Origin of the sequence: Candidatus Palauibacter sp. (genome assembly GCF_965261555.1) — a bacterium.
Classification (GTDB): Bacteria; Gemmatimonadota; Gemmatimonadetes; order Palauibacterales; family Palauibacteraceae; genus Palauibacter.
Window position 1 is genome coordinate 3,693,925 of the sequence record NZ_OZ253465.1, and the last position, 17,768, is coordinate 3,711,692.

General features: G+C 68.2%; 13 protein-coding genes. 4 read left to right on the forward strand and 9 right to left on the reverse strand.

Annotated elements, in window-relative coordinates:
- Nucleotides 1-84: 84 nt before the first annotated feature.
- Nucleotides 85-1,485 (reverse strand): cbb3-type cytochrome c oxidase subunit I, encoded by a 1,401-nt coding sequence (locus ACQY5G_RS16025; RefSeq protein ID WP_428275651.1) that lies wholly within the window; start codon nucleotides 1,483-1,485, stop codon nucleotides 85-87.
- Entirely contained in the window at nucleotides 1,482-2,297 is an 816-nt protein-coding gene (locus ACQY5G_RS16030) for a c-type cytochrome (protein ID WP_428275653.1), read from the reverse strand. Before ACQY5G_RS16030 ends, ACQY5G_RS16025 begins: the two co-directional genes overlap by 4 nt.
- Before the next feature lie 160 nt (nucleotides 2,298-2,457).
- On the opposite strand from ACQY5G_RS16030, the gene ACQY5G_RS16035 reads away from it, so the two are divergent.
- The 4 genes from ACQY5G_RS16035 (at nucleotide 2,458) to ACQY5G_RS16050 (ending at nucleotide 4,630) form a co-directional block, all read left to right on the forward strand.
- Nucleotides 2,458-2,700: an AbrB/MazE/SpoVT family DNA-binding domain-containing protein gene (locus ACQY5G_RS16035; RefSeq protein WP_428275655.1), complete on the forward strand. Its 243-nt coding sequence runs from the start codon at nucleotides 2,458-2,460 to the stop codon at nucleotides 2,698-2,700.
- Nucleotides 2,678-3,124 carry a hypothetical protein gene (locus ACQY5G_RS16040; protein WP_428275657.1) on the forward strand — a complete coding sequence of 149 codons (447 nt, stop codon included), beginning with the start codon at nucleotides 2,678-2,680 and terminating at the stop codon, nucleotides 3,122-3,124. The genes ACQY5G_RS16035 and ACQY5G_RS16040 overlap by 23 nt, the downstream gene beginning before the upstream one ends.
- A 58-nt stretch (nucleotides 3,125-3,182) precedes the next feature.
- Entirely contained in the window at nucleotides 3,183-3,455 is a 273-nt protein-coding gene (locus ACQY5G_RS16045; protein ID WP_428275659.1) for a PLP-dependent transferase, read from the forward strand.
- Nucleotides 3,456-3,778: 323 nt separating this feature from the next.
- Nucleotides 3,779-4,630, forward strand: a complete 852-nt coding sequence (locus ACQY5G_RS16050; protein WP_428275661.1) for a VOC family protein — start codon at nucleotides 3,779-3,781, stop codon at nucleotides 4,628-4,630.
- A gap of 476 nt (nucleotides 4,631-5,106) precedes the next feature.
- On the opposite strand, the gene ACQY5G_RS16055 is transcribed toward ACQY5G_RS16050, so the two are convergent.
- The 7 genes from ACQY5G_RS16055 to ACQY5G_RS16085 form a co-directional block, all read right to left on the reverse strand.
- Entirely contained in the window at nucleotides 5,107-6,741 is a 1,635-nt protein-coding gene (locus tag ACQY5G_RS16055) for an acyl--CoA ligase family protein (protein WP_428275663.1), read from the reverse strand.
- A 46-nt stretch (nucleotides 6,742-6,787) separates the two neighbouring features.
- The gene (locus ACQY5G_RS16060) at nucleotides 6,788-9,358 is read right to left on the reverse strand and encodes a CehA/McbA family metallohydrolase (protein ID WP_428275665.1); all 2,571 of its coding nucleotides are present in this window, start codon (nucleotides 9,356-9,358) and stop codon (nucleotides 6,788-6,790) included.
- A gap of 200 nt (nucleotides 9,359-9,558) precedes the next feature.
- Nucleotides 9,559-11,673: a hypothetical protein gene (locus tag ACQY5G_RS16065; protein ID WP_428275667.1), complete on the reverse strand. Its 2,115-nt coding sequence runs from the start codon at nucleotides 11,671-11,673 to the stop codon at nucleotides 9,559-9,561.
- Nucleotides 11,670-13,706 carry an Ig-like domain-containing protein gene (locus ACQY5G_RS16070; RefSeq protein WP_428275669.1) on the reverse strand — a complete coding sequence of 679 codons (2,037 nt, stop codon included), beginning with the start codon at nucleotides 13,704-13,706 and terminating at the stop codon, nucleotides 11,670-11,672. Before ACQY5G_RS16070 ends, ACQY5G_RS16065 begins: the two co-directional genes overlap by 4 nt.
- 195 nt (nucleotides 13,707-13,901) lie before the next feature.
- The gene (locus tag ACQY5G_RS16075) at nucleotides 13,902-14,222 is read right to left on the reverse strand and encodes a GYD domain-containing protein (protein ID WP_428275671.1); all 321 of its coding nucleotides are present in this window, start codon (nucleotides 14,220-14,222) and stop codon (nucleotides 13,902-13,904) included.
- Between the two features lie 58 nt (nucleotides 14,223-14,280).
- Nucleotides 14,281-16,287 carry an ankyrin repeat domain-containing protein gene (locus tag ACQY5G_RS16080; RefSeq protein WP_428275673.1) on the reverse strand — a complete coding sequence of 669 codons (2,007 nt, stop codon included), beginning with the start codon at nucleotides 16,285-16,287 and terminating at the stop codon, nucleotides 14,281-14,283.
- A gap of 2 nt (nucleotides 16,288-16,289) precedes the next feature.
- Nucleotides 16,290-17,726: a DUF1552 domain-containing protein gene (locus ACQY5G_RS16085; RefSeq protein WP_428275675.1), complete on the reverse strand. Its 1,437-nt coding sequence runs from the start codon at nucleotides 17,724-17,726 to the stop codon at nucleotides 16,290-16,292.
- Nucleotides 17,727-17,768 lie beyond the last annotated feature (42 nt).

The window sequence follows — 17,768 nt, forward strand, 5'->3', positions numbered from 1 at the left end:
GTCGCCGCGAAGTCCGGATCCGGGGTCCAGAGCGGACGTTCCGCGCCCGTCACGCCCGACGGCTCCTTCCGGCCCGCCACGCCATCATGCCCGTTCCTCCGACACCCACCAGTACCGGAAGGCGGACGGCACGAGCTGCGCGAGGAGCCAGACGAAGAAGACCAGCGACAGCGTGCCGAACACGGCGAACCCGATCCCGCTCCACGCGGACACCCAGTCCGGCGGCACGTAGGTCTCGCCCGGCGCGTGCACCGCCCGCGTCACGCCGACGGCCGTCCCCACCACGTGCAGCCAGAGGACGAGCCCCGCCACCGAGAAGTTCACCCCGATGAGACTCGAACGCATCGCCGGCGTGTGGAGCGTGTCCCACGCGCCCTCTCCCTCGCGGGCCTGGAAGTGCTCGCTCAGGATCCACATCGCCGCCCCCAGCAGGATCATCGTGTCGATGCCGATCATCGCCCCCATCGCGTGTCCCGTGACGACGTACGTCCCGTGAATCACCGCGTTCAGCGGCGGGACCGAGATGAGGATCGCGCCGAACAGGATGGCGCACGTCCACCACTTCGCCGCCGCGAACGAGCCGCGGGCCGCGCAGAAGGCCGGGTCGCTCGGAGTCCCGAGCGCCCTCCACAGGTCGAACATGGCCCGCGCGAGCACGATGATCTCCATCATGCTCACGACGAACGCGATCCACTTCACCGACTCCCGCCCCGGAAGATGATAGGTGTGGTGCGCGAAGTTCGTGAACGAGTTGAGCAGCCCCACCCCGAACAGCATGTACGCGGTCGTGGAGCGCCCGTAGGCGGGATCCCCCGAAATCCGCTCCCCCAGGTAGATCACGGAGCCGTACACGAAGAGGTTGAAGCTGCCCACGAGGGTCCCGGTCGCCTTCCACTGGATCCGCATGTCCTGCACCGGATCCCCGAAGATTCCCGGGATCAGCCACATGTGCTGTTCCACGAAGGTGACGACGAAGAAGAGCATCCCCACGCCCCACATCGTCACGTACACGGGCCGTTCCCAGAACCGCTTCCCCGCGAGCCGGAAGAAGTTCCACGCATAGCAGATCCAGCCCGCGAGGATGAGAACGGAGAAGACGGGATGGAAGCCGACGTACTCCCGCCCCGTACCCACGCCGAGGGCGAGCGTGAGAAGGATCCCGAGGCCGGCGAGCGCCCAGGTCAGGACCTGGATCCGGAGACGCCACCGGTCGCCGGTCGTCGGCGGGCCCTCGTCCTGCAGGAAGCGGTACACGACGGCGACGCCGCCGAGGAAGACCCAGGCCGAGGCGAAGACCGTGTGGATCGGCCGCAACTGGCGCAGGTCGAGGCCCACCTCCTGGAACCACGGCGCGAGCGACGGCACGGAGTAGAAGGCGGCCAGGATGCCGCCCGCGAGCGTGACCGCGATCGCGATGAGTCCGCCGCGGATGAAGGTGAGCACCGCGAACTGGTGCGCGGGGTGGCCGGCCGCGAAGGGCTTCACGGGAACTCCCACCACGGCAGCGCGCCCCAGTCGAGGCTGCGGCCCGCCGCAAGCGTCGCGGTCGCCGCCTCCAGCTCCTCCCGATTCGCCTCCAGGAACCGGAGGAACGCGGTGAGCGCCGCCCGGTCGGCTTCGCCGAGCGGCGGGACCGGAGGCGGCATGCCCATCAGCGGGCGCCCGTCGGCGAGCACCAGGTCGAGCGAGTCGGCCGCGAGCGATCCGGCGACGAGCGACAGGTCCGGCGCGCCCACCGGCGAGTCGCGGAACGGGAAGTGGCACGCGCTGCACGGGCGGATCCGGTACGCCGCGAACCCGGCGGCGACCTCGGCCAGATCCTGGTCCGTCCCGTCGCCCGATCCCGCATCGCTGGACGACCCGGCCCCGAGCGCCGCCTCGATCGCGCGCTCGAACGCCGCCTGCGCTCCCGCGCCCTCCCCCGGCGTCCCCATCCGCAGTTCGCCGCGGCCGATCTCCGGCCGGTCCATTTCCCGCAGGAAGGCCGCCATCGCCGCCGACTCGTCGTCGCTGAAGCCGAGCGGCGGCATCTGTCCGCTCCCTACGGTCAACAAAGAAATGAGCCGGGTGGAGTCGACCCGGCTCGCGGCGTTCGTCAGGTCCGGCCCGAGGAATCCCCCCTGACCGTAGAACTGGTGACACGTTTGACAGGCATACGCCTGCCAGAGTGCACGTCCCTCTCGCGCCGCCGCCGACAGCGGCTCGCTGCGCTCGTCGGAGTACACCAACCCCGTCTGGACTCCGAAGGAGAGCACCAGCACGGCCAGAAGGAGCTTTTTTCGGGCCGGCGTGAACATGGGGAGCGCTCGAAGGGGTTGGAGTCGCGTGATCTCGGACCCCGAGATGATCTTCCCTCAAGGCGACAGTCGTCAAGCGCGCCCGGGAGGCTTGACCGCGCCACCTTACGAAAATAGGCTTGATCGTAAGGTGATGGAGTCCACAGGAGGAGGAAAACCCATGCTCGTCAAGGTAACGGCGAAGCGACAAGTCACTTTTCCGGCGCATGTTCTGGACGTCATGGGCGTCCGACCCGGCGACCGTCTCGAACTGCTGGAGGAGCCCCACGGCTTCGTCATACGACCGCACAAGATCGATCTGTCGCGTTTGGCCCCGCTGAGGGAACAAATCGACCCCGAAATCGAGCCTTTCGACGTTCACGTCTTCCGCTCCCAGCGACATGATCCTTCGCTACGGGATTGACACATCCGTCCTCGTGCGCCTGCTCACGGGCCGGCCCCGGGATCGTTTCGCCCATACGGTGCGACTACTGACAGCCATGGTCGGCGACGGAACCACCGTGGTGGCTTCCAATCAGGTGATCGGGGAGGCCTACGTCGCCCTCCAGCACCACTTCGGCGTGCAGAAGCCCGACGCTCGCTCCGCCTTGATCCAGGTGCTGGGCAGCGGCCTGGTCGCACCTTTGAACGGGCTCTCGGTGATGAGGCTCCTGGACGCATCGGGCGGCGCGGGGCTGCTTGATCGGCTCATCGCCGACGACTACGCACGTTCAGACCTTGACACCTTGACCCTGGACAAGGCGATGGCCAGCCTCCCCCGCGCCCGGTTCCTCGACCTCGTCGACGCGCCTGCTGTCCGCGGGCGATCTGCTCCTGGCACCCCGTGACTGCTAACACCATGGGCGTGTCGGGGGCCCCGTTCGATTCGACCTGACGCTCAGGGGGATGCGAACTCTTCACGCGCGCAGCCGCGTGCACGAGGAGAACGCGGTCCGCATCGTCGATCTGCTGGACCGCAGCGACGTCGTCACCCGCGTCCATCACCCGAGCCTGCCCGAGCATCCCGGGCACGATATCGCGCGGTGGCAGCAGACGGGATGGGGCAGCCTCGTTCTGGAGGCCGATCTGAAGCGGGCACTCTCCCGCGCGGCAGCGGTCGTCGGCGCGACGGACGAGGCCACGGCCCGGCGACCCGCCGCGCACGGGGCTCGCCGCTAAACTCCGGCGTCCGCCAGTGCCGCCGGAACGACGCCCGCCAGCCTCGGCGGGTGGTGTTCGCCGATGAGGAGATCCTGGTGTTGCGCCGCATGGAGCGTGACCCATATGGTGCGCCACCGAGCACTCGTCGGCACATATTCTTGCGCCTCCCACCATTCCTTTGGCTCAGAGGGTTTGGAATGACCGCTCACCGGGCCGTGCGTACTCTGATCACAGTTGGGGTTGCCGTCGCCGCGGCTTGCCAGCCGTCCGAGGCGCCTCCCGCCAACGAGGGCGAGAGTCGGGAGGCTGCGTCCTCGACCCGGACGCCCGGTATCCAGGCCATGAACGCCTTCTACTACTACGACGATGTTGAGGCGGCTTGGACCTTCTACACAGAGACGCTCGGTCTTCCGACCGTGGTCGACTATGGTTTCGCCAAGATCCTGCGGGTGGCCGAGTCCTCGTACCTGACCCTTGTCGACGCCGCCGAAGGAATGCACTCGACCGACGAACCCCGGACCGCCACGCTCGCCTTCGTAACCGAGCAGGTCGAGGCGTGGTGGGACTACCTGACTTCTCGAGAGGTGCCCATGCGCTCCGACTTTCGGGCGGCCGAGGGGCGTCCGCACGATGGGTTCGTGGCAGTCGATCCCGAGGGGTACCTTCTCGAGTTCGAACGATTCAATCCGCATGCCGAGAACGAGCAATTGCTGCCCAGGTTGGCAGGGGCCGAAGTTCAATATCCGGCCCGGGCAGTCGAGACGAGCCGACCCCCCGAGCTGGGGGTGCAGGCCACCGTCCTCTGGCTGTACTACCGCGACCTGGAAGGTGTCGAACGCTTCTACAGCGACATGCTTGATCGCGAAAGGATTGTCGATCAGGGTTGGGCCAAGGTCTTTCCCGTCTCTTCTTCGGGCTATCTCGGCCTCGTGGACGGGGAGCGCGGCCTCCACTCGGCGACCGATGAGAAGAGCGTCACGGTTTCGTTCTTCACGGACGATGTGGAGGGCTGGTTCAGCTACATGCGGGGGCGCGAGGGCTTCCAGCTGCGAACCCGGGAGGTGACCGACGAGAGCGGACGGGTGAGCGTGTTCATCGGCTACGATCCTGAGGGTTACTTTCTCGAGTGGGACACTTTCCTGGACGTCGAGGGAAACGAGGAGTTGCTTGCGTTGCTGAACGGGGTGCGGTAGTCCAGCGCTAAGCGGCGAGGGGGAGTCGACGGCCTCCTCGGGGTTCAGCTTCCCGGTGAGGTCACGGTTGGCAATCCACACTCCAGGAGAAGTTGCTTCGTGCCAACCGTCCGTCGTTCCCTTTACGCCCCACCGCGCCCGAGCCCCTTGTCAGTTCGCATGGTGTCAAGATGCGGCCCAGCGGCGCGCGGCTGGCTCGCACCTTTCGCTCGGCCCGACTCGAGGAGCGCGAGTGGTCGCAGTTGTGGCACATCTTCGCGTGCATCCGTATCTGGGATCTTAAACGGCTGCTTTCCAGATGCGGGCTGTCGGTCTACGAAGTGGCCCGCGCCATCCACCTCTCCGATACGTGCCGGGCCGAAGTCGTCACCTGGGTCAACCAGTTCGCGGTGCCTCCCGGAGAACAGGGAGACCACGCCTTCCCGGAAGAAGTCCGCGGGAACGTCTTCAGGCGTTGCGCGGTTCCTGTGCGGGAGTCAGTTGATGCGCTTCTCGCGGCCGGTCCATTCGCGGTCGCGGAGGATGTACTTCTGGACCTTGCCGGTGGAGGTCTTCGGGAGGGGGCCGAACTCGATCGCGTCGGGGCACTTGAAGTGGGCGATCCGGTCTCGGCAGAAGTCGATGATCTGCCCCTCCGTGGCCTCGGCTTCCGGCTTCAGCGTGACGAAGGCCTTGGGGCGTTCGCCCCATTCGTCGTGGGGGATGGCGATGACGGCGCACTCGAGCACGGCGGGGTGGCGGGCGACCGTCTGCTCGACTTCGATCGTGGAGATGTTCTCGCCGCCCGAGATGATGATGTCCTTGGCGCGGTCGCGGAGTTCGACGTAGCCGTCGGGGTGCCACACGGCGAGATCCCCGGAGTGGAACCAGCCTCCGCGGAACGCCTCGTCCGTGGCCTCGGGCTGCGCGTAGTAGCCCTTCATGACGATGTTCCCGCGCATCACGACCTCGCCCATCGTCGCGCCGTCGCGCGGCACGTCCCTTCCCTCCTCGTCCACGACCCGCATGAGGTCGGAGGTGACGAATCCCTGGCCCTGCCGGGCGAGCAGGCGGGCCTGCTCGGCGGGGGGGCGCCCGTCCCAGTCGGCGTGCCAGGCGCAGGTGGCGGTGGGGCCGTACGTCTCCGTGAGGCCGTAGGCGTGGATCGGGTGGAAGTTCAGCGCTTTCAACTGCTCCAGCAGCGTCGGCGAGGGCGGCGCCCCGGCGATCATCGTCCGCACGGGGCCCTCCAGCGGCCGGGCCGCCGGATCGTTGACGAGCATGATCTGCACGGTCGGCGCGCCGCAGTAGTGCGTGACGCCCTCCGACTCGATCAGCGCCCAGATGCGGGCCGGGTCGACCTCCCTCAGGCATACGTGCGTGCCCCCGATGGCGGTCACCGCCCACGTGAAGCACCACCCGTTGCAGTGGAACATCGGGAGCGTCCAGAGATAGACGGCGCCGGGCGTCATCTCCATCTCGATGAGTTCGCCGATCGCGTTCAGGTACGCGCCGCGGTGCGTGTACACGACGCCCTTGGGGCGGCCCGTCGTCCCCGACGTGTAGTTCATCGAGATCGGGGTCTCCTCGTCCGCCGGACACGCCGTGAGCGGGGGCGGCTCGCCGGTGCCGGTGGGGGAGTCCCTGGCGGAGTCGCCGGCTGAGTCGGTGGCGGAAGCGAGAAACGCCTCGTAGGGGTCGTTGGGCGCCCCGGTATCGTCGATCCGCACGACCGTCACCCCGTCGTCGCGCAGCGCGTCCTCGTCAATGAGGCCCTCAAGGGCCCGGTCGACGAACAGTTGGCGCGCGCCGCTGTGCTCCAGGATGTAGGCGACCTCGCCCGCCCCGAGCCGGGTGTTGATCGCGACGAGCACGCCGCCCGCGGCCGGCACCCCGTAGTGCGCCTCGAGCAGGGGCGGCGTGTTCGGCGACAGGAAGGCCACCCGGTCCCCCGGCTCGATCCCGACCTCGAGGAGTCCCGCCGCCAGCCGCCGCACGCGAAGCTCGAACTCCCGGTAGGAGTAGCTCCGGTCGCCGTGCACGACGGCGGCCTTGTCGGGGTAGACGAACGCGCTCCGCCGCAGGAATTCGAGCGGCGTGAGTTCGGTCCGGTACGGACCCCGCTCGCTCACCGCGGCCCCGCCCCGCGCGCGTCAGTCGCTGGCGGCGTCCTGCCGCTCACTCGCCACCCGCGCCGCCGGCCTCCGACAGCAGCCGCCGGTACACGTCGCGCGCCTCGTCGAACTGGGCGTAGACGTGATCCTGCTCCGCCTGCGTCCGCCAGCCGGGCCACTCCCGCGCCTGGCGTTCCAGTTCGTCGATCCAGTCGAGGCCGTACTGCGCCCCCGCCGCGTCGCGGATCGCGGCGCCTCCGACCGTGAACCAGACGGGATTCGTGAACCCCTGCGGATACGCCGCGTCGAGCGGGAACCGCTCCTCGGGCTCGCCCTCGGCGCGGAGGTGGATCCAGCCGCTCCCATCGATCTCAATATCGCCGGAGAAGGAGGCGGACTTGCGGTCTTCGGAGAGTTCGAGGTCCAAGACGTCCTCCCCATCGCGCACGAGCCAAGCCCTCGTCAGCGGTACGATGGACCGAACGTCGGCCTCCACGCGCACGCTCGTCGCGTTCGCCCCGAGATCCAGCACGGAACCCGGGATCTCCCCGTCCACCGTGAGTTCGACGAGTGGCCCATTCGTCACGAACGCCGCGGCGCCCCGCAGCCCCTCGAACCAGCCGTCGGCCGTCAGGCGCCCGTCCGGCGGGCGCACGTACGTCCGCATCGCGCCCACCAGCGGCGTCGCGTGCAGGTTGCTGATCGAGTCTTCTCCGCCGGTCGCGCAGACGCGGACATCGTTGCTCCACAGGGCGTAGAGCGGGAAGAACCCGGCCCGCTCGGCCGTGGACCACTCGAGCGCATCGCTCGTCCCCAGCACGGCGTCGACCATGAACCCCTTCCCGCCCATCAGGCCGAAGGTGAGCGGGTCCACATCACCGAAGTAGGGGTGGACATAACCCGTCGTCGCGCCCTGGTCCTTCGCTTTCCGCATCATGTCCGTGTTCGAGGGGTACAGGCTTTCGATCCCCGTCCCCTCGTATCCCGTCGTGAAGGGCGAGATGAGGTGGTCGCGCATCCCGAACATGAACACGTGTCCGTAGAACGGCGGCCGGTACTCCTGCCCCACGATGACGACCATCTCCTCCGTCGACACCGGGTGCGCCCCGCCGCCGGGCACGAAGAACTGGTGGTCGAGGATCCGGTTGTCCTTGTTCGCCACCTGCTCGTTCACGATGTCCTGGTCCTCCGCCGCCGACATGAACATCAGGTTCTCGAGCGTGTTGTGGAGGTTCCCCGCGTAGTTCATGTGGACGTGCGTGGAGCCGTTGTGCCAGCCGTCGGCCGAAAGATCCGCAAACCGGTGCAGCGTGACGGCGAGTTCGACGGTCTCCCCGGCCTCGATCGCCACCTTCATGCGCTGTGGCTCGACCTCGAAGCCCTTCAGGATCGTGAGGTCCGCTTCGCCCGGCGGGAGCGCGACGGTGAACGTCCCATCGGTGTGGAAGGCGGGATAGCGCCCGCGCTGGCCGATGCGCGCGTATTCGTCGGGCGGGGCGTGGTACTTCCCGTCCGGCCCCAGGAGGGTGACGCGCGCCGGAACCGCGTCCCTCCCGCTCGCGTCCGTGCGCACGGTGACGGACAGCATGCCCGTCGGCCCCGCGTACTCGCGCTCGCCGATCTCGATCTTCCGCCGCCGGCCGCCGTAGGTCTCGATGAGTTCGAGTTGCGGGAGGCCGTCCTCGTTCGTGATGTAGGCGATCATCTCCCCGTCGGGCGACCAGCGCGGGTGGAAGGCGTCGTGCTCGAAGAAGGTGAGCTTGTACGGTTCCCCGCCCTCCGTCGGCTGCACGTACAGGTTGTTGAACTGGTCCGCCGCCCCCGCCGTCGACGAGTACACGAAGCGCCGCCCGTCGAGCGACACGTCCGGCCTGGCGCGGTAGAGCGTCTGCTCCCGCAGCACCGTCTGCGCCTCCTGGATTCCGTCCGCGCGCGCGGGCACCCGGATCACGTTCCCCGAGCCCAGCGGGACGTCGCGGTTCGAGACGAGGAGGAGCTCCTCTCCATCCGGCATCCACGCGGGCGAGAGGTGCATGTCCATGTGCCCGAAGTAGAGCCGGTTGTTCCCGTAGGAGTTGTCGCTGCTGACCGCGATCTCGGGCCCGGCCCAGTCGCCGTCCGCCACCTCCCGGATGAAGACGTTGAAGTACCCGTTGGGCGCGCTCGACACGTACGCGATCCGGCCTCCGTCAGGAGAAAACACCGGATCCGCGTACACGAACCTGTCGTCCGTGAGCGCCCGCGTCTCGCCCGTCTCCGTGTCGAGGATCTCGAGCTGGATCCGCTCGCCGCCGTAGTCGGCCGTGTACACGATCCATCGGCCGTCGGGCGAGTAGGAGGGGGAGGAGTGGTACGTGCCGCCGCGCGTGAGTTCGGTGGCGTTTCCCGTCTCCACGTCCACTTCCCAGACGGAACCGGCCATCCCCACGGCGAGCGAGGCGCCGTCCGGCGACCACGAGGGGAACCAGGGCGTCGTCCCCGGCGCCGGCGGCAGGTAATAATTGTGCATGTAGTTGCCGCCGTGCCGCACACCGGGATAATCGCCGAACTCGGGTGGCGGCTCCTCCGCGAGGACGGGCGTCACCGGCTGGGCCGCGGACGACTCGAGCAACCCGGGTTCCCCGGTCACGGTCACGCCGGGTGCGCCGCCACCCGGATCGCAAGCAAGCGCGAGGCCTGCGGAAAGACAGGAGAGGAGGCGGACAGGAGCGGGACCGATACGCATGGCAGCTCGCAGGGTCGGAGGATCGCCGAACGAGCCCTCAACTTGTTCCACGCCAACCGCCCCGCGCAACGCGAGATCGGCGCTACTCCCAAACCCGCGGAGGATGCGGATTACGGTTCCCGGTCGCTGGGCGGGATCCCGCGGCTGAACAGGACGTCGACGTCCGGCCCGACGCCGAGTCCGGTCACGGCATCGGCTAGCGTCCGTATGGACTGCGGCAGGTCCCGCAGCAACCCGCGAACCTGTCCGCTGAGCCGGTCGCGCAGGATGACGGCCGGTTCGTTCGTGTCCCGGTCCATCGTGACGGCTCCGCCCGGACCGGAAAGAGTGATCTCTTCAAGAAGGGCCGCCGTTTCGCCATGGACGGGGACGGCGTACGCGAACGCCAGCCTCCCTTCGCTGTCGGCGACGCGCGCCATGTCGAAGCTCAGCGAGAAGAGGATGCCGCCATCGGCCGCGCGCCCGACGATCTCGTACTCGTCGCCGGAGGTCGGCAGCGCGGGCGGTGCGTCGACCGCGAAGGCCGGGTTCAGGTACGGCGTGCCGTCGGCTTTCGCCCCGCCCCAGAGAAGCATGGTAGCCGTGGCGGGTCCAGAGGCCTCGAATGCCGCAGTGCGAAAGGCCGCCGCCCTCAGGAAATGGTAGTCGCCGATCCAGGCCGGGTCGCAGTAGGACATGAGGTCCGCCGTGGACTCCGGCACGAGCACGCTCTCGCCGGAGCGAGAATCGACCCCCCACGCTCCCGTCGATCCATCTGGGAAGGGGTACGCGGGATCGAGCGTGGCCCCCACATCGCACGGCGCATGAGAGAGGCTCAGGTTATGCCCAAGTTCGTGCGCGATCGTCAGCGACTCGGCGGGTCCATCCTCCACGCCGAGCCGCACGTAGCTCGTCCAGCCCGGGATCCACGCCACGCCCCAGGCGCCCGTGGCCTCGCCGGAGAGCGCCGCCATGTAATGACCCCGACCTCCCTCCATGACGCGGACCGCACCCACTTCATCGAGGAGCGCATCCGAATCGTTGCTCGAAGTCAATACAGGTTCGTGTGCCACCACCGTCAGCTCGCCGACGGGCAGGAGGTTCGAGGTTTCCCACAGCAGTCTGTGCCCCGTCGGGTCCGCCGCCATCTCCATGGCGAGGTCCACCGCCGTGGAGTCCGGCCGGGTGCTCCACAGGAACGGGACAACCGTGAGATCGAACGTGGGCATCCGTTCGACCTGCACCGACAGGCGGCCCGACTCCGGAATCCGGGGCGACACTCCGAGTCCGGGATCCAGCGTTCCGGCCGGATCGATGTCGATCACCATCTCGATTCCGGGACGCACCACCCACCCGGGAATGGGGGCGTTGGCCGACTTTTCGAGCGATGCCTCCGCCTCGCCGAGATCGATGGGCAGCGACGTCGATTTCCCGGGGATATCCACGGCGTAGATCTCCTCCTCACCATAGAAGAATGTCGCCCGCACGTCGGGGATCTCCTCGCCCGTGGGCCGTGGCGCCGTCACGAAGACCCGCAGCAGCGCCGGCTCGCTTTCGATCAGCGGTACGGGGAACTCCAGCGACTGGACCGCCTGTACCAGGTACGCATGCGAACCGTCGAGCGGCTTCTCGTTGCAACGCGAAAGGCGCCACAGGCGGGCTCGATCCAGGAGGGCAGGATCTTCCGGCAGGCACAGCCCCGTCCCGATCCATTCGAACCGTCCCAGTCTCCCGAGGTCCGCGAACACCGGCGGGAGCGGGCCGCGTAGTCGCGGATTATGCGCGAGATCCAGCCACTCGAGGCTGCTCATCCGCCCCAGTTCCGGCGGGACAGGCCCTTCCAGGTCGTTGAATCCGAGCCGCAGATTGGCGAGAGACTCGAGGTTGCCGAGCTCGACGGGGATCGGACCCGTCAAGTTGTTGTGCCGCAGATTGAGTTCGGAGTCCATGTCCGTGAGGGATCCCAACTCCGGGGGGATCGGACCCGTCAGGTTGTTGGCGTCGAGGGCCAGTGACGACACGGAGCGAAGATTGCCGAGTTCGGGAGGGATCTGCCCGGAAAGTTCGTTGAGACCCATCCACATGATCCAGACGGCAGTCAGGTTGCCGAGTTCCGGCGGGATCGGGCCCGTCAACCGATTCTCGTCCAGCCAGAGCACTTTCAACAGTTCGAGCCGACCGAGTTCCGGCGGGATCGAACCCTCCAACTGATTGGCGAAGAGGTAAAGGTCTCGCAGGTTCGTCAAGTCGCCCAGTCCGGCGGTATCGGGCCCTCCAGACGGTTCGTATTCAGATACAGTTCGGTGAGTGGCGTCAATTCGCCCAGCGCCGGAGGGATCCGGCCCGTCAGCCGGTTCTCGCCGAGATTCAGCACTTCGAGGGCCGGCAGGGTCGCCAGTTCCGGCGGTATCGATCCCTCGAGCAGGTTGCTGTGGAGGCTCAGGGTCCGAAGTCGTGTGAGGTCTGCCAGTGCGGCAGGTACCGGACCCCGCAGCCGATTGAAGTCGAGGTCCAGAATCGTCAGCGCCTCGAGCTGTCCGATCTCCGCGGGGACGCGGCCGCGCAGGTTGTTTCTCGACAGAACCAGCTCCGTTACGGCTCCGTCCGCGTTCGTCTCGATTCCATGCCATTCGCGTAGCGGAGCGTCGCTCAGCCACTTCGTGTTGTCGGTCCAGGCGGATCCGCCGGTGGCCTCGTAGAGCATGGCGAGGATGTCGTGGTCGGAAAGAGCGGCACATGGGTCATCGGGTCCGTGTCGATCGGGGATGGAACCCAGCCAAGCCTGAAATGTCGGGGCATGGGGTACGCAGAGTTCCGTGCCTCCGTACCGAAACTGCTTGAGCATAAGGGCGGTGAGAGACTGGGGGATGGGGCCGTACAGGGAACGGTTTCCCTCAAGACGGAGGGTCGTCATGGAGGTCAGATCCGAGATTCGGTCCGGAAGCCGACCCTCCAGTCCGTTGTTGGACAGATCCAGAAGCTTGACGTGCCCGAGCGAGTCGGTGTCGACCCCGTGCCAGCTACTCAGCAGGCCGTCGCCGAGCCAACCCGTGGCACGGGTCCACCCTTCTCCCGCCAAATTCTCGAACAGGAACTCGAGCGTCGCGCGATCCGCAGCGTCGCAGCGGGGCCCCTCTCCGTGCCGGTTACGCCGCCACGCCTCGAAACTTTCGGTCCCCGGAGCGCAAAGACCATCGTTATTGCTCCAGTAGAAAGTGTTGAGATTCTCAAGGCGCGTAAACGCTGCGGGGATTGAGCCCGTCAACCGATTGTCGGCTAGAGCGAGTTCCTGCAGGTTCTGGAGATTAGCCAGTTCCGGGGGTACACGACCCGTCAACGTGTTGCGGAAGAAGTTCAGGAGCCGCAGCTGGGTCAGGGCACCGAGTTCACCCGGAATGCGCCCTCTGAGCCGCATGTACTCCAGGTTCAGCGAGCGAAGACTCTTCAGTCGGCCAAGCTCCGGCGGAACGGGGCCGCGGAACTGGTTGTGGCCGAAATCGATCTCCTGGAGGCGACTTGCGTCTCCGAGTTGCGGCGGCAGTCGGCCCGTCAGCTTATTCCCGTAAAGGTCCAGTGTCTCGAGATATGACAGGCGTCCGATTTCCGGGGAGAGGGTTCCGACCGCACCGTTGTCCCTGAGTTCGAGGCCGGTGACGCGGTCATCCGCTCCCGTTTCCACCCCATACCATTCCGCCAGCGGCGCATCCGTCAGCCAGTTGTCGTTGCGCTGCCACGACGGGCCGGCGGCGGCATGATAGAACGCAATCAGGATGCCGCGGTCCGTTGAGTCCACGTCCACGGTGACCGTGTCCGTCGCCGCGTCGGAGGCCGCCACGATCTCGGCCGTCCCGTTCGAGACCGCGGTCACCAGCCCGCCATCGGAGACCGTCGCCACGTCCGAGTCACTTGAATCCCACTCGACGGTCGCGCCGGCGATCTCGTGATCGTTCGCGTCGTACGCGGTGGCGGACAGCCGCGCCGTGTCGCCGATTGCCGAGATCAGGACGTCCTGCGGCACCGCGTTCAGCCGCGCCGCGACCTGCTCGACCCGCACCGCGGCCGAACCGGATGCCGCGCCGGACGTTGCGGTGACCGAGGTCTCGCCGTTCGAAAGCGCCGTGACCGTGCCCGCCTCGACGCCCGCAACCGTGGGGTCGCTACTCGCCCAGGTCACCGACGCGTTCGGCAGGACCGCTCCATCCCGGCTGCGGACGGTCGCCGAGAGGGTCTCGGTGTCGCCCAGGGACCTGAAGACGACGGAGGTCGGGGCAACTTCCACCGTCGCCGGCGCCGGGGCGGGCGGCGGCGGGGACGGCGGTTGCGGTGTCGTGTCGGGGCCGGCCGGCGCCCCCCCACAGTACCAGGCAAGACCTGCACAGACCAACACAGCGCCCCCGGGAGATCGTCGGCGTAGCGACGTCCCCGGGTTGGACCCTCGGCGGGTCACTGAGGTCGCTGTGTCAGCGAGAGCGGCTCAGGCTCCGGGCGGGCGGTAGGAGACGCCGCGGGCGACGGCCTCGTCGACGGTCTCGGGGTCGATCAGCACCGTCACCGAAACCGTGAGGGCCCCCGCGGCGGCGATGTTCAGCGAGAGCGTCGTGGCGGCGGTTGCGTCGGGAAGGTCGGCGATCAGGAGGAGGTCGTCGTCGCCGAAGGCGTAGTAGAAGCCCTCGAGCGTGCCCCCCGCGCTTTCGACGGTCTGTCTCAGCGCCTCGCGGCGGCCGGTGCCTCCCTCGGCGATCAGGCCCTTGAGCCCGGATTGTGTGTAGCTCGTGCGGAACATGTACTTGGCCATGGTTCTCCGTATTCTCCGTGTCGGGTTTGTTCTTGGGGTTGGGTCGGTTCTTTGCTGTTCAGCAGGTGAGGCAGTTGTCGTTGTTGTGAGAGCCCAGGCTCTCGAGAAGGGCGACGGTCTCCGGGAATGGCGAGACGCGCTGCACGGGACCGTTCGCCATGTCGGCCGTCGTCTGGCCGCGGCGGCTGACCACGGTGACATCGCCCCCGACTTCCACGAGATAGAGGATCATCTCGTTGTCGCCGCGCGAGGCCGCGTTGTGCAGCGCCGTGTAGCCGTTGTGGTCGCGGACGTTCACGTCCGCGCCGAGTTCCTCGACGAGGTACTTCACGGCCGGGATCCACCCCTCGGGCGTGTGGCGGTGCGCGTTGCCTGCGAACCCCTCGCCGTAGCCCACGCCGGAGGCCGCGTGGATCGGCATCACGCCCGGTCCGCCCGGGGGCACCGGAGGCAGCCCCGAGGCGTCCGGCGCGTTCGCCCGCGCCCGGTCCGCCGCTTCCGCGGCCTCCACCAGCGCCTTTCGGGTGTCCTCGGTGAGGTTCTCGAGGTCCTTGTCGGGATACTCCTTCTGCTCCTCCTCGGGCAGCTGGCCCCGGACATCCTGGATCAGCTTGAGGCGCTCCTCCGGCGGGAGATCGGCGTATGAGGAGTCGCGCAGCGCGTTCAGCGCCTGCTGCCGCAGGAACTCGTCCGGGGAGAGACGCTGGCGCCGGGGGGGCGCCTTCGTCGGGATGTTCGGGTCGGCCCCGTACTCGACGAGGAGCTTCATCGCCTCGACGTCCGTCGCGTAGGCGGCACGCCAGAAGGCGGTGGCGCCGTTCGTGTCGACGAGGCCGCAGTTCCGGTTGCCGCAGCCCGTGTACACCATGTACCACGGGTGCCGGGTGATCCGGTGGTTGGGATCCGCGCCGGCGTCGAGCAGCGCGCGCGCCACCTCCAGGTAGTTCGCGCTCTGGAGCGGGCGCTCCTGCGGCTGCGGGAACCGTGTGCGCGGCTGCCACCGGGCGTTGATCACGGCCCACAGCGGCGAGACTCCGTTGAGTTCGGCCGCGATGTTGGGATCGGCCCCGCGCTCGAGCAGCATCAGCACGAGGTCGAACTGGCCGTTGATCGCGGCCATCACGAGCGGGCTCGTCCCGTCCGCCGCGCTCACCACGTCGATGTCCGCTCCTCCGTCGAGGAGGGCGAGGGCCGACTCCACGTACCCCTGCCGGACCGCGTGCAGGAGCGGCGTCAGGCCGCCGATCTTCTCGACCGGGGGCAGGAAGAGACGACTGAAGTCGCTCTCGTCCTCTTCTTCCTCCTCCTCTTCCTCGGGGAGGCCTTCGGCGTAGATCTCGCGTCCGGCCCGCACGGCGGCCTGGAGCTCGCCGGGCGTCGGCGTGCGCGCCTCGTCCCCTTCTCCGGTGAAGGCCTGGAGCACTTCCGTCTCACGCTGCCGCGCCAGGCGGTCCAGCTTTTCCTGCTCGATGATGTCGATGACGAGCGACGTGATGTCGGGGTCCGCACCGCCCTCGAGCAGCGCGCGGATCGCGTCGGCCCGGTTGCCGGCGGCGGCGAAGGTGAGGGGCGTCTGGCCCCACTCGCTCTCGACCGCATCGGGATCCGCGCCCGCGTCGAGCAGCACGCGGATCGCGTCGGGGTTTCCGGACGCCGCGGCGAGGTGGAGCGGCGTGGCGCCGCTGTTCGCGGTGAGGGCCATCGCGTTCGAACCCGCCGCGACCAGGCTGCCGAGGATCTCCGCCGAGCCCCGGCGCGCCGCGAGGTGGAGCGGCGTGTACTGCCCGATCCGCGTGACGGCCGCCACGTCGGCCCCGGCGTAGATGAGCATGTCCGCGAGTTCCGCGTCGCCCCGGTCGGCGGCCCAGTGCAGGGCGGTCATCCCGTCTCCCTGCGCCGCGTTGACGTCGAGCCCCTCCCGCAGGAGTTCCCGGACCGTCTCGACCTCGCCGCGCATGGCGGCGTCGGCGACGGGCGAATCGGGCGGCGAATGAGGCGTCCCCGCCGAAACGAGGACGGTCGCGCAGAGGACCGCGAACGCGCGCCGGAGCCTGCCCGCCCGCACGGTCAGGTCCCCGCGTCCGTCGCGACCGGGTCGGCCTGGTTGAGCGACATCGGGCCGGTACTGTCGCCGAACTCGTGCATGTCGTCGACGCCGAGGCCGTGCAGGACGGACAGCATGGCGTTCGCCATCGGCGTCCCGTCCGGCGCCTTGAGGTGCAGGTCGCCCTCGAGCATCCCGTTGCCGTGCCCGAGCAGGAAGAGCGGCGCCCGGCGGTGGTTGTGCAGGTTCGCATCGGCCATCGGCGACCCCCACAGCACCACGCTCTGGTCGAGCAGGCTCGACTCGCCGTGCATCGTGTTCTTCAGCTTGTCGATCAGGTACGGGAGCTGGCCTACGCGGAACTGGTTGATCTTGTTGAACTCCAGCACCGCCTCTTCCCGGTTCCCGTGGTGGGAGGCCGGGTGGAAGGGCCGGTCGGACTCGCTGTCGGGGAAGACGCGGTTCTGCGCGTCGCGCCCCGTCTTGAAGGAGATCACGCGCGTCATGTCGGTCTCGAGGGCGAGCACCTGGATGTCGAACAGCATCTGCATGTGCTCGGTGAACGAATCCGGCACGCCGGCCGGCGCCTCCGGCAGGGCGCGCTCCTCGCCGCTCGAGTTCCGCCCCTCGACCATCTGAATCCGCCGCTCCAGTTCGCGGACGTTCGTCAGGTACTGGTCCATGCGGCGCGCGTCCTCCGCGCCGAGGGTCCGCTGAACGGTGGAGATCTCGCCCGAAATCCAGTCGAGGATGCTGCGCCGCGTGGCCCGCCGCGCCGCCCGCTCCGCCTCGGTGCCGCCGGCGCCGAACAGGAGGTCGAAGGCGACCCGCGGATCGCGGATCATGGGGAGCGGTTCGGTCGGCGACGCCCAACTCAGCGAGTCGGTGTACGCGCACGAGTAGTTGTACGTGCAGCCGCCCGCCTGGTCGAGGTTCTCGATGCAGAACTGCATCGACGGCATCGGCGTCTCCTGCCCGAAGCGCTGCGCGTAGATCTGGTCCATCGAGGTTCCGCAGAAGATGTCGGACCCCTGCGTCTGCTTCGGATGCGACTGCGTGAGGAACACGGCGCTCGACCGGAAGTGGTCGCCGCCGATCTCGGGCGGCGTGAACGCCTCCGCGTTTCGCACGTCCGTGTTGCTGATGATCGTCAGGTGCTCGCGGTACGGCCGCAGCGAGACGAGCGCGCTCTCATCGATGATCTCGAAGTCGCGTCCCGCCTTCTCGGGCGCGAAGAGGAACTTCGTCGCGCCGTGCTCGCGGTTGCACCCCGCGAGACCGTGCACCTCCTCGATCGCGATGAGCCGGGTCCCCTTCCCCTCGGTCAGGCTCTTCGCGCTCGTCGATCCCCACAGACGGCCCGCCGGAACCATCGCGTCGAGGAACGGCAGGGCGAGCGTGGCCCCGACGCCTCGAATGAAGGTCCTGCGAGGCAGGTGCTGTCCCGTGATGAATTCCATGTTCTCCCTCTCGTAACGTCGGACCGTCGCCCGGCCGCTCGG